The organism is Brotocaccenecus cirricatena, assembly GCF_020687045.1.
GTDB classification, from domain to species: Bacteria; Bacillota; Clostridia; order Oscillospirales; family Oscillospiraceae; genus Vescimonas; species Vescimonas cirricatena.
On record NZ_JAJEPW010000071.1, the window covers coordinates 1 to 12,233 of the forward strand.

Below are 12,233 nucleotides of genomic sequence, written 5' to 3' on the forward strand. Positions count from 1 at the left end.
GCAGAGGTGGACGACTCCCGCATCGAGACCCGGTATACCCAGGGGTGGGTTCCTGCATAGCAGGCCCCGGTTTTCAGCTTGTCAAAAACGGCTTTTTGACAAGACGAGGACTATATCGCAGCAGTCTTTTCCCCGGTTGGCAAGGGTGAACGGGCAATTTTTTCTCCGGCGTCGACTATTCCCGGCCCGGCAGGATGGGAAAGCGCAGGACGATGCAGAAGCGGCCGTCCTCCGTTCCGTGGGAGACGCTGCCCCCCAGGGCGCTCATGACGTCCTCGCAGATCACCAGGCCATAGCCGCTGTCACCGGCGGCGGTTTTGACGGTTTTGCGCAGGACGGCGTTGCTCTCCCGCAGCACCAGGAAGCCCTCCTCCACAGACGCCGTAAGCTCCACGGGCTCGCCGGGGGAGCCGTGCTTGACGATGTTGGCGCATATGTTGTCGATCAGGCGCATCAGCAGGGTGATGTTGGCCCGCATGCGGAAGGGCCCGCCGGTCCGGTCGGCGTAGTCCAGGCGGAAGCGGTTGCTGGTGAGGAAATTGTTGATGCTGGAGGACACCTGGGCCAGCAGTTCCTGGCCGTTGTAGGTATCCAGAGGCAGGGTCCGGCAGTTCTCCTCGAAGGCGAACAGGTCGTCGGTCAGACGGCGGATGTGGTTGGTTTTTTCCAGGGCCCGGTCGATGAACAGCGCAGCGCTCTCAGGGCTGCCGGCATAGCCCTTGGACAGCAGCTCCAGATACCCAATGACCACCGTCAGCGGGGTGCGGATATCGTGGGCAATGGACTTGACGAACTGCTCCTTCTGCTTGAGCTTGGCGTCCTCCGTCAGCAGCAGCAGCTGGATGGTGTCCCCCAGGTGGTTGATGTTGGCGGCCAGGGTGGACAGCTCCGTGCTGCCCCGGATGGGGATCTGGCGGCTGAAATTCTTGCTGCACAGAGAGGAGACGTTCTGCTCCATCTCCTCGATGTACCGGATGTGCTTCTGAAACAGGAGATAGAACCCCGCCACAAAGGAGATCAGGAACAGCCCGGCGCATATGCCCTTGCGCAGGGAGGTATAGGCCTGGTCGAAATAGCCGCTGAAATACACCTTGCAGGTTTCGTCCGCCAGCCGGAGGCGATATTCATAGGTGGGCAGGACCTTGGAGCCCCAATAGAAGTGCTCCTGGTCCTCCTCGGTATAGGTCATGTTATAGGACACGAAGGAGTTGTAGCACAGGGCCTCGTTCTGGCGGATGACCATCAGGGAGACGTAGTGATACCGGTCGTTCCACTGGGTGAAGGGCTTGCCGTCGGTGCTGACCAGGTGATTCTCCTGGGCAAAGCGCTGCAGGTCCTGAAAATGCCGGTCCGACAGGCGGCGGAACACCGCAGGCTCCGTGGCATACTGCTGGAAGAAGCGGGTCAGCGCCGCGTTGGCTCCGGCGTATATGGCGGCGCTGACGGCCACGGCCAGCAGGATCTCCAGAACGATCCGGGTGCTGAGCCGGTGAAACAGCTTAGTCAATGTAGTACCCCTTTCCCCATGCGGTTTTCAGAATGGTGGGATGCTTGCAGTCCGCCTCGATCTTGTGCCGGAGCTTGAAGATGTGCACCATGACGATGTTGTTGGCGGCATAGCTGTACGGCTCGGTCCAGATGGCCTCATAGATATCCTGAATGGACAGCACCTGGCCCCGGTGCTTGAGAAACAGGTGCAGGATTTCATACTCCGTATAGGACAGCCGGATGGCCCGGCCGTTCACCGTGACCTTGTTGTCCATGCCCAGCACCAGGCGCTCCCGCTCCGGCTCGGCCCGGTCGGCCCCCTGATAGACCCGGTACCGCCGCAGCAGGGACCTGACCCGGGCGGTAAGCTCCGCCGCCGAAAAGGGCTTGCACAGATAGTCATCGCCTCCGGCCATCAGGGCCGCCACCTTCTCCGAGTCGCCGGACATGGCCGAAAGAAACAGGATCGGGACATAGCTGCTCTCCCGGATTCTGTGGCAGGCCTCGAAGCCGTTCATGCCGTCCATCATGATGTCCAGAATGATCAGCTCCACCGTCTCGTCCAGGCTGGCCAGGGCCTGAGCGCCGCTGTATGCGGTGCAGGTCTCGAAGCCCTCCCCCTCCAGCAGGATCCGGATGATCTGGGTGATGTCCCTGTCGTCGTCGATAATCAGTATTTTCCCCGCCATAGTCCAATCTTCTCCAAAAGTCTTGATGGTTTATTATCCCACAGGCCGCCTCCGGAACCGCCGGACGGTAAGAATTTTAAGATTTCAAGGAAATTCATTATGATTCTTACAGATTGCATGATTTTCCAGCAGATTGCCTTATAATAACCAGTATAGACCCTATACTCCGCAATATCAACCAGAAATCGAGGAGGAAACATGAGAAAGAGCAAAGTTTTGACCAAGGCTTTGGCGGCCATCCTGTGTATCGCGATGCTCATCCCCATGGCGGTCACCGTGGGCGCCGCCGAAACCGGCAGCGAGCCCCAGGCCACCATCAGCGTCAGCACCAAGCGGCTGTCCATGACGGATCAGCGGGAGGTGGCCCTGTCCTTCAACCTGGGCTATAAGCCCGAGGCGGCCAACCTGGAGTGGTCCTTCGGCGACCAGCCCTTCAGCCAGTGGCTGAACTGGGAGGGGGACGACGGCGAGCCGGTGTTCACCGTGAAGGACCTGACCATTGCCGATAACGGCGATGTGACGGCCACCCTCTGCGTGGACTATCTGTTCGACGGCGACGACGCCGCCTATTGGCGTCCCTGGTACAGCTATCGCGGCGAATACGCCCTGACGGTGACGGACAAGTCCACCGGCCGCAGCGCCAGCCAGACCATGCGCTATGAGGTGTATGATTCCTACACCCCCTACAGCGAGCTGGACAGCAAGATTCAGGAGATCATCCGCACCCAGACCAACGGCCTGTACATCTCCTATGAGTCCACGGGTCTGTCCACCGACGGCAAGGACGTGATGGAGGTCATCGTGGCCCGGGACAAGGCCGTGGTGGATAACTATCTGGCCCTGCTGAAGCGGGCCCAGACCGAGCCGGAGGCCGTGGCCGCAGACGTGAGGTCCGGCCGCCTCAGAGACTATCAGGTCCCCGTGTACATCACCAACATCCACCCCAATGAGTGCCCCGCCGTGGACCAGCAGATCGAGTTCCTGAAGGCCGTGGCCACCCAGGAGACCATCCCCTATCTCAACGGCGACAACGAGACCTGCACCTATAACGTGAAGGACGTGCTCAACGACGTGTTCTTCATCATCCGCCCCACGGAGAACCCCTATGCCCTGGAGCACTATCAGCGGGGCAACGTGGAGGGCTTTGACCTGAACCGTGACAGCACCTATCAGACCCAGATCGAGTCCCAGGTGGCCACCGCCGACCTGGTCAAGTGGAAGCCCGTCACCCTGATGGAGCTGCACGGCTTCATCTACTATGCCCGGACCCAGCTGCAGATCGAGCCCTGCACCCCGCCCCACGAGCCCAATCTGGAGTATGACCTGTTCATGAATTACGCCCTGGAGGGCGCCCGGGCCTTCGGCGACGTGGCCTCCATGAACTCCATCTATAACTCCTCCAGCGAATACGCCAAGGAGAACGGCGCCACCGAGGACAACCAGCCCTGGTACGACATCACCATGGAGGCAGGCTACGACCCCGCCACCGGCCGGTATGAGTACCCCTCCGACGACATGTCCACCAACTACACGCCCACCTATGCCCTGTTCCACGGCACCATCGGCTACACGGTGGAGTGCGGCGAAAACAACGAGGCCTCCGTCACCATGGGCAAATACGGCCTCATCGGCCACACCGCCTATGTGGCCGAGAACAAGAACGACCTGTATCTGAACCAGCTGGAGTTCTTCCGCCGGGCCCTGAACAACGAGGAGTCCCCGGAGACGGAGAAGTGGTTCGTCACCCAGGACAACCAGGTGGAGGAGAACTTCCGGGAAAAGGACGAATACGGCAAGTTCTATCCCGAGTATTACGTGATTCCCACCGATGCCGCTTCCCAGCGGGACATCGCCGACGCCTATTTCATGCAGGAGTATTTCATCCGCAACGGAGTGCAGGTGGAGAAGCTCACCCAGGACGTGACGGTAAACGGCGTGACCTACAAGGCCGGGGCCTTTGTCATCGACATGCACCAGATCAGCCGCAGCTTCGCCAATGCCGTGCTCTATAAGGGCAAGATCGTGAAGAACTGGACGGGCCTGTTCAGCGAGTCCGTCACCAACTTCCCGGAGCTGCGGGGCTTCGACTGCACCCCCATCACCCAGCCCGGCGTGTTCGAGGGTAAGACCGTCGACGCCAACACGGTGGAGCGCGGCACCGCCTGGGTCACCACCTACGGCACCAAGGCCACCGTCATCAGCAACAACGGCCTCGACGCCGTCAACGCCGTCAACGACCTGCTGGCCAAGGGCGTCACCGTGGGCTTCATCACCGAGGCCGGCGACCACTACAGCAAGGGCGATTTCGTCATCGACCATAAGGACGCCGCCCAGATCAGCGACCAGTATGTCATCGAGATCACCCATGTGGCCGACGTGCCCCAGGCCAGGGTCATTACCGAGCCCAAGGTCTATGTGGACGACGACAGCTTCGACCGCTTCGCCTTCACCCGGCAGATGAACTTCAAAACCGTGGCCGATGTGTCCCAGGCCAACGTGGTGTTCTCCAGCAACGAGCCCGAGGAGGACGTGAAGGCCGCCGTGGCCAACGGTCTGCCCTTTGTGGGGGCCAGCGTCAACATCCTGGAGTATGCCAAGGCCACCATCCCCGGCTTCGACTTCAAGATCCAGTGGATCATTGAAGAGGGCATGTACGGCCCCGAGGAGGTCTATAACGACTACGAGGCGCTGTTCAACGTGGAATACGGCGACAGCCTCATCACCGCCAACTACGCCGCCGACGGAGACTTCACCACTTATACCAAGGGCGGCTCCATCATCTCCGCTTATCCCCAGGAGGCCACTGTCCTCATGCGGGCCAGCAGCCAGGACGACTTCTATAAGGCCGGCTGGTGGAACGGCATCGACGATCCCGACGGCGGCCTGAAGGGCCAGGTGGTTGCCATCGACTATCAGTCCGGCGGCCTGGACATGACGGTGTTCTGCACCAGCATCACCAACAAGGCCCACCAGACCGACGATTACCGTCTGGCTACCAACGCCATCTACAGCAAGCTCCTGGGCGCCGACTTCACGGTGTCGGACGCCGGACAGGATGAGCCCGTCCCCGAGCCCGTGCCCGAGCCCAGCAGCCCCCGCACCGGCGACGACATGAACGTTGTGGCGTGGACCGCCGCAGCGGTTCTGTCCATGGGCATGGCCGCGGTGTTCACCACCCGGAAAAAGGCCCGCTGACAGCCGCAGCGCCCAGCGCAGGAACCCATAAAACAGCATCCCCCGGCGCAATGCGCGGGGGGATGCCCCTTTTCCCGTTATCCCTCTGATTTCGGTCCCTTCAGCCGGTCCAGCAGACGGCGAAGGGGACTTTTCTTGTCCACCGGTTTGTCCTCCGGCTGGGGCTCCGGCGGGGCGGCCAGCGCGGCCCGGACCCGGTCCATGGCTTCCTTTGCCCCGGACACTCCGGCCCTTGTCCCAGCCTCATACAGCTCCTCCGCCCGGCGGAGGTCCCGCTCCACCCCCAGGCCCTGCTCATACAGCCTCCCCAGGCGGCATCGGGCCAGGTCGCTGCCCTGCTCCGCCGCCCGGCGGTACAGGTTGGCGGCAATGGCGGGGTCCTTCTCCGTCCCCACGCCGGTCTCGTAGCAGATGCCCAGCCGGAGCATAGCCTCCGGGTGGCCCTGCAGGGCGGCCCGGTGATACATGTACGCGGCGTACCGTGGCTTTTTCTCCACCCCGTCGCCAGTTTCGTAGCACACTCCCAGCAGATACTGGGCCCGGGGCATTCCCACGGCGGCAGGCTTTTGCAGCAGGCGGGCGGCCTCCCGGTGGGACTCCGGGTCCTTTCTCCGCCGCAGCAGCCCCGCCAGGCAGTACTGGCCCTCCAGTTCGCCCAGCGCCATGGCCCGGCGATAGAGGTCCTCGGCCCGCTGGACGTCCCGCTCCACCCCGTGGCCGGTTTCATAGCACACCCCCAGCCGGGTCATGGCCCGGGGATGCTCGCGCTCCGCTCCCCGGCGGAAATATTCCGCCGCCCGGTCATAGTCCTTCTCGGCACCGTGGCCGAAGTAATAGCACATGCCCGTCTGGCAGAGGGCCTCGGTATAGTCCCCCTGGGCGGCTGCCAGGAAGCAGCGGAAGGCCTCCTGTGCGTTCTGCTCCACCCCGGTGCCCTGGTCATAGCTCAGGCCCAGAAAGTGCCAGGCCCGGGGATAGCCCCCCTCCGCCGCCTGGCGGAACAGCCGGACAGCCTCCCGGTCGTCCTGGTCCACCCCCTTGCCCTGGTGATGCAGCACCCCCAGGGCGCACTGAGCGTCGGGGTATCCGGCCCCGGCGGCCTCCCGGTACAGGGCCAGAGCCCGGGACACGTCCTGCTCCACGCCGTCGCCGAACTCGCAGCACACCCCCAGCAGATACTGGGCCCGGGGCAGCCGCTGCTCCGCCGCCTGGGCAAAGCAATAGGCGGCCTTTTTCAGGTCCTTCTCCACCCCCTGGCCGAAAAAATACATCACGCCCAGGTTGCACCGGCCCATGGGATAGCCCCCCTCCGCCGCCCGGCGGTACAGTTCCACGGCCTTTTCCAGGTTCTTTTCCACCCCCTGGCCGCTTTCATAGCACACGCCCAGGTTGCACAGAGCCGGGGCATAGTCCCCGGCGGCGGATTCCTGATACAGGCGGCAGGCCCGGTCCTCGTCCCGCTCCACGCCGAAGCCGTTGTCGTAGCACACCCCCAGCCAGTAAAGGCCCGCCGGGTCGTCCGGGGCCGTCTGGGAAAACCACCGGAAGGCCTTTCCCGGGTCCTTGGCCGCGCCGCCAATGCCGTACAGGCAGTTCATGCCCATCTGCACCACGGCGTTGGCGTCGCCGTCCTCCGCCGCCTGGCGGCAGTCCTCCAGGGCCTGACGGCGGCGGTCCGCCAGCTTCAGAAGCTCCGGGGAAAAGACCACGACCTGGGGGTCCTGGGGATTCTGGGGTTCGCGCTGAAATGGTTCGTGGTCCGTCATTTTATCGCTCCTTATCGAATGATTGATTTATCGGAAGGACAGCAGCTCCTCCGTCTCCTTGCGGCCGGGGCCGTTTTTCCACTGCTCGGGATAGCCCATGGCGATGAGGCAGGCGGGGCGCAGGCCCTCCAGCTCCAGCAGACGCCCGGCGGCGTCGGCATCGAATATGCCCAGGATGCAGGTGCCGATGCCCAGGTCCCGGGCCGCCAGACAGAAGGTCTGGGCGGCGATTCCGGCGTCGAACATCTCCCACCCGGCGGCCTGGCTCTCCGTCAGCGTGGCATCCCCCTGGCCGGACAGCCCCGGCACATAGGCGATCACCGCCAGGGCGGCGGCCCGGTTGATGGTCTTGGTGTTGAAGCCCTGGCCGGGGATGCACTCCCGGGCCATCCGCTCCTTCAGCGCCGGGTCATCAATGACGATATATCGCACAGGCTGGGTGTTCTTCCAGCTGGGGGAAAACCGGGCCAGGTCCACCACCCGGCGGATGTCCTCCCGGGGGATGGGGGTCTCCTGAAAACGGCGGCAGCTGACCCGCTGCCGGATGCATTCTGCGGTGGTCATGGGATGATACGCTCCTTTTGGTAATAGTGTTTTTTATTGTAGCACAAATTTTTCTCTCCGTAAAGGGCGGCGGGGCCGTACTTGTAAAATCCGGGAAAATGTGATACAATGCGAGATATTATCGGGACAAAGCCGGGAAATGGGGGGACAAAAAATGGGTCTGCACGACGGGCACCGCCAGCGCATGCGCCAGCAGTTTTTATCCCACGGACCCCAGAGCATGGCCGACCATGAGCTGCTGGAGCTGGCCCTGTTTTACGCCATCCCCCGCCGGGACACCAACGAGACCGCCCACCGGCTGCTGGAGCAGTTCGGCTCCCTGGACCGGGTGCTGACCGCCCCGGAGCAGGAGCTGGAGCAGGTGGAGGGCGTGGGGCAGAACGCGGCGGTGCTGCTGCGGCTGATAGGTGCCATGGGGGACCGGGCCAGGCAGCCGGGCCGGGAGGAGAAGATCGTGGCCTCCGTGGACCAGGCCGGGGCCTATTTCCTGCGGCTGCTGGACGGGCAGCGGACGGAGCAGCTGTATCAGCTGTGCGTGGACGGCAAGGGAAAGGTCCTATCCTGTCGGGTGCTGTCCCAGGGGCAGGCGGACATGACGGTGCTGAGCCTGCGGCAGGCGGTGGAAAACGCCCTGCTGTCCGGGGCCAGCGGCGTGTTCCTGGCCCACAACCACCCCAGCGGCGTGGCCCTGCCCTCTCAGGCGGATGTTCAGGCCACCGTCCAGGTCCGGGACGCCCTGAAGCGGCTGGATATCCGGCTCATCGACCACATTATTGTGGCCGATGGAGACTATGTTTCCATGGCCTCCAGCGGACTGCTGCGGTAGATTCCCGCCATTTTAGGCAAATTCACGAAGAAAATTGACAGAAAAGGGTAGAAATGCTGCAAAGAATCTGTTATAATAAGAGAATCTTATAATCTAATATGAGATATTACTTTTGCTTGTAAAAATGCGAATAAAAAAACAGGAGGAACCAATGGAAACACAGAAAAGACGGCGGGGCGACCGCCGTGACGGCCGGCTGCTGCGGGAACTGGATTCCCTGCACTTCATCACCGGCATTATTTACCCCAACCGCTGCGACAACGAGGCATACATCTCCGAGCGCATCGACCTGACCCCGGTGAAGGCCTATATGGCCCGCCGGAACGAGACGGAAAAGGACTTCCCCTATACCTATTTCCACCTGTTGCTGACGGCCCTGGTGAAAACCATCACCCTGCGGCCCAAGATGAACCGCTTCATCGTCAACGGCAACTTCTTCCAGCGCAACGAGGTGACGGCGTCCTTCGTGGTGAAAAAGCAGTTTTCCGACAAGGGGGCCGAGGCTCTGGCCATGCTGCACACCACCGGCGACGACACCATCGACACCGTCCATGAATACATCCGCCAGCAGGTGACGGAGTGCCGCTCCGACAAGGTGGACAGCACCACCGGCGAGATGGACATCCTCAACAAGCTGCCCCGGTGGCTGGGCAAGGCGGCGGTGCGGTTCATCATGTGGCTGGATAAGCGCGGCTGGGTCCCCGACAGCATGACCTGCAACGACCCGTATTACAGCTCCGTGGTGCTGTCGAACCTGGGCTCCATCAAGCTCAAGTGCGGCTATCACCACCTGACCAACTGGGGCACCTGCTCCGTGTTCTGCATCATCGGCGAAAAGAAGATGAGTCCCTTTTACGACGCCGACGGCAGCGTGACCATGCGGGAGACCCTGGACCTGGGTCTGACCATCGACGAGCGCCTGGCCGACGGTTATTATTACTCCAAGTCCATCCGGCTGCTGAAGTATCTGCTGGAGCACCCGGAGGAGCTGGAGAAGCCCTTGAAGGAGGAAGTATCTTATGAGTAAAGCCGCTCAGGTAAAAGCGCCCTGGCTCAACAGCAGGGACCCCGAGGTGCCCGCTACCCTGAATTATTCCACCCTGTCCATGTGCGGCCGGGTGGAGGAGATGGTGCGCCGCTATCCCGACTACATCGCCTATGAGTTCATGGGCAAGTGCACCACCTATGCCGAAATGTGGAAGAAGATCAACGCCTGCGCCAAGAGCCTGAAGGCCATCGGCATCCGGGAGGGCGACAAGGTCACTATCTGCATGCCCAACGCACCCCAGACCCTGTGCATGTTCTACGCCGTGAATATGGTGGGCGCCATCGCCAACATGGTGCACCCCCTGTCCGCTGAAAGCGAGATCGCCTTCTATCTGCGGGATTCCGGTTCCGTGGCGGCCATCACCCTGGACCAGTTTTATCCCAAGTTTGAAAGCGTCCGCAAGGCCGTGGACCTGCCGTGCCTGATCGTCACCTCCGTGGCCGACGAGCTCAAGCCCCTGCTGAAGGTGGGCTATAAGCTCACCGAGGGCCGCAAGAACCCCAAGATCCCCGCCGGCCGGGCAGGCGTTCTGTCCTGGAAGGAGTTCCTGCGCCGGGGCGAATATGTGGAGATCTATCAGGTCCGCCGCAAGGCCGAGGACCCCGCCGCCATCCTGTATTCCGGCGGCACCACCGGCGTGACCAAGGGCATCCTGCTGTCCAACCGCAACTTCAACGCCCTGGCCGCCCAGATCATCGCCACCAACCCCTTCTTCCGGCCCGGCCACAAGATGCTGGCCATTATGCCCATGTTCCACGGCTTCGGCCTGGGCGTGTCCATCCATTCCATGGTGGCCAACGGCGGCCACTGCATCCTGATCCCCCGCTTCACGGCCCAGAGCTATGCCGAGCTCATCAAGAAGCACAAGCCCAATCTCATTGCCGGCGTTCCCTCCCTGTTCGAGGCCCTGCTGCGGGTGAAGGAGATCGAGGGGGCGGACCTGAGCTGCCTGCTGGGCGTGTTCTCCGGCGGCGACAGCCTGTCCGTGGAGCTGAAGAAGCGGTTCGACGCCTTCCTGAAGGAGCACGGCGCATCCATCACCGTCCGGGAGGGCTACGGCACCACCGAGTGCGTCACCGCCAGCTGCCTGACCCCCATCCACAAGCAGAAGGAGGGCTCCATCGGCATCCCCTTCCCGGATACCTATTATAAGATCGTCAAGCCCGGCACCCAGGAGGAGGTCCCCTACGGCGAGGAGGGCGAGATCTGCCTGACCGGCCCCACCATGATGCTGGAGTATGTCAACCACCCCGAGGAGACGGCCCAGACCAAGCAGACCCACGCCGACGGCCTGACCTGGGTCCACACCGGCGACCTGGGCATGATGGACGAGGAGGGCTTCATCTATTTCCGCCAGCGCATCAAGCGCATGATCGTCACCAACGGCTACAACGTGTATCCCTCCCAGCTGGAGAACATTCTGGAGGGCCACGAGTACGTCCACCTGAGCTGCGTCATCGGCATCAAGGACCCCATCAAGATGCAGCGGGTCAAGGCATTCGTGGTGCTCAAGCCCGGCTATGTGCCCACGGAGGCCTGCAAGCAGGAGCTGATGGACTACTGCCGCAAGCACATCGCCAAGTATGCCATGCCCTCGGACATCGAGTTCCGGGAGGAACTGCCCAAGACCCTGGTGGGCAAGGTGGCCTATCGGGTGCTGGAGGAGGAAGAAAACGCCAAGCTGGACGCCAAGGCCGCCGAAAATGCCAAGATCGACGCCCAGCGCCGCCAGCTGGAGGAGGAGCGCAAGGCCGCCGTTCAGGAGCGCAAGGCCAAGAAGGCCGCCGAGGCCAAGGAGGCGGCCAAGGAGGCCAAGGAGGCCGCCAGGGAAGCGGCCAAAGAAACCGAGACCCCCAAGGAATAAAGCAAGGAGGCTTGTCAATGGACAGGGAAATGAGACGGCAATACACCGTATTGGTGGACTTCCTGGGCCACATTCTGGGCCCGGACTATGAGGTGGCCCTTCACGAGCTGAAGGACGACTCCAACGAGATCATCGCCATTGCCAACGGCGAGCTGACCGGCCGCCACCTGGGCTCCCCCCTGAGCAACAAAATGCTGGAGTATCTCACCAGCCACCTGTACGAGACCCAGGACTATGTGCTGCGGTTCGAGTCCACCGCCATCACCGGCAAGAAGATGTGCTCCAACTCCCTGTTCATCAAGGGGCCCCACAACGAGCTGGCGGGCCTGCTGTGCATCAACTTCGACAGCAGCCGCTATCAGGAGCTGTCGGCCCGGGTCATGGACCTGTGCAGCAATATGCTGACGCCGGGGGTGCAGAGCGGCACCCGCCTGATCGTGGAGGACGACACCGACCCTACCGCCGAGCCGCCGGAAAAGACCTATCCCACCTCCATCGCCGGGGCCACCGCCAGCATCGTGTCCGAGGTGGTGTCCAGCTATCCCGTGCCGGTGGAGCGGCTGACCCAGGACGAGAAGATGGAGATCATGGCGGCCCTGAACCGCAAGGGCGTGTTCCTGCTGAAGGGCTCCGTCAGCTATGTGGCCAAGGAGCTGCACAGCTCCGAGGCCAGCATCTACCGCTATCTGGGAAAGCTCAACAACCGGGCATAAGCACGCAAATCCCCCTTCGGAAAGGTTCTCCGAAGGGGGATTTATTTGTCAAAAAACCGGGGGGGGGGGGGGGGGGGGGG

General features: G+C 62.5%; 9 protein-coding genes. 5 read left to right on the top strand and 4 right to left on the bottom strand.

The features are described 5' to 3' along the window. Positions 1-175: 175 nt before the first annotated feature. Together LKD37_RS15050 and LKD37_RS15055 are read right to left on the bottom strand one after the other, a co-directional pair. Complete coding sequence (locus LKD37_RS15050; RefSeq protein WP_302929921.1) at positions 176-1,507, bottom strand: HAMP domain-containing sensor histidine kinase; 1,332 nt, start codon at positions 1,505-1,507, stop codon at positions 176-178. Further along, positions 1,500-2,177 (bottom strand): response regulator transcription factor, encoded by a 678-nt coding sequence (locus tag LKD37_RS15055; protein WP_302929922.1) that lies wholly within the window; start codon positions 2,175-2,177, stop codon positions 1,500-1,502. The genes LKD37_RS15050 and LKD37_RS15055 overlap by 8 nt, the downstream gene beginning before the upstream one ends. A 198-nt stretch (positions 2,178-2,375) precedes the next feature. Between LKD37_RS15055 and LKD37_RS15060 the strand changes: the two genes are divergently transcribed. Continuing rightward, complete coding sequence (locus tag LKD37_RS15060; RefSeq protein ID WP_302929923.1) at positions 2,376-5,372, top strand: M14 family metallopeptidase; 2,997 nt, start codon at positions 2,376-2,378, stop codon at positions 5,370-5,372. Between the two features lie 77 nt (positions 5,373-5,449). On the opposite strand, the gene LKD37_RS15065 is transcribed toward LKD37_RS15060, so the two are convergent. Together LKD37_RS15065 and LKD37_RS15070 are read right to left on the bottom strand one after the other, a co-directional pair. Next, positions 5,450-7,138: a tetratricopeptide repeat protein gene (locus LKD37_RS15065; protein ID WP_302929924.1), complete on the bottom strand. Its 1,689-nt coding sequence runs from the start codon at positions 7,136-7,138 to the stop codon at positions 5,450-5,452. A gap of 27 nt (positions 7,139-7,165) precedes the next feature. Beyond that, on the bottom strand, positions 7,166-7,702 hold the full coding sequence (locus tag LKD37_RS15070; protein WP_302929925.1) for a nitroreductase family protein: 537 nt from the start codon (positions 7,700-7,702) through the stop codon (positions 7,166-7,168). A gap of 154 nt (positions 7,703-7,856) precedes the next feature. Here LKD37_RS15070 and LKD37_RS15075 point away from each other — a divergent pair, with 154 nt between their 5' ends. The 4 genes from LKD37_RS15075 (at position 7,857) to LKD37_RS15090 (ending at position 12,153) form a co-directional block, all read left to right on the top strand. Next, on the top strand, positions 7,857-8,528 hold the full coding sequence (locus LKD37_RS15075; RefSeq protein ID WP_302929926.1) for a JAB domain-containing protein: 672 nt from the start codon (positions 7,857-7,859) through the stop codon (positions 8,526-8,528). A gap of 151 nt (positions 8,529-8,679) precedes the next feature. Further along, positions 8,680-9,555, top strand: a complete 876-nt coding sequence (locus LKD37_RS15080) for a 2-oxo acid dehydrogenase subunit E2 (protein ID WP_302929927.1) — start codon at positions 8,680-8,682, stop codon at positions 9,553-9,555. Then, complete coding sequence (locus tag LKD37_RS15085; protein ID WP_302929928.1) at positions 9,548-11,440, top strand: AMP-binding protein; 1,893 nt, start codon at positions 9,548-9,550, stop codon at positions 11,438-11,440. Before LKD37_RS15080 ends, LKD37_RS15085 begins: the two co-directional genes overlap by 8 nt. A gap of 17 nt (positions 11,441-11,457) precedes the next feature. After that, positions 11,458-12,153: a helix-turn-helix transcriptional regulator gene (locus LKD37_RS15090; RefSeq protein ID WP_302929929.1), complete on the top strand. Its 696-nt coding sequence runs from the start codon at positions 11,458-11,460 to the stop codon at positions 12,151-12,153. The last annotated feature ends 80 nt before the right edge of the window (positions 12,154-12,233 follow it).

What these genes read in the sequence shown, in the direction of transcription:
- LKD37_RS15055 (WP_302929922.1), bottom strand. Translation starts at nt 2,177, where the DNA reads ATGGCGGGGAAAATACTGATTATCGACGACGACAGGGACATCACCCAG.
- LKD37_RS15060 (WP_302929923.1), top strand. Translation starts at nt 2,376, where the DNA reads ATGAGAAAGAGCAAAGTTTTGACCAAGGCTTTGGCGGCCATCCTGTGT.
- LKD37_RS15065 (WP_302929924.1), bottom strand. Translation starts at nt 7,138, where the DNA reads ATGACGGACCACGAACCATTTCAGCGCGAACCCCAGAATCCCCAGGAC.
- LKD37_RS15070 (WP_302929925.1), bottom strand. Translation starts at nt 7,702, where the DNA reads ATGACCACCGCAGAATGCATCCGGCAGCGGGTCAGCTGCCGCCGTTTT.
- LKD37_RS15075 (WP_302929926.1), top strand. Translation starts at nt 7,857, where the DNA reads ATGGGTCTGCACGACGGGCACCGCCAGCGCATGCGCCAGCAGTTTTTA.
- LKD37_RS15080 (WP_302929927.1), top strand. Translation starts at nt 8,680, where the DNA reads ATGGAAACACAGAAAAGACGGCGGGGCGACCGCCGTGACGGCCGGCTG.
- LKD37_RS15085 (WP_302929928.1), top strand. Translation starts at nt 9,548, where the DNA reads ATGAGTAAAGCCGCTCAGGTAAAAGCGCCCTGGCTCAACAGCAGGGAC.
- LKD37_RS15090 (WP_302929929.1), top strand. Translation starts at nt 11,458, where the DNA reads ATGGACAGGGAAATGAGACGGCAATACACCGTATTGGTGGACTTCCTG.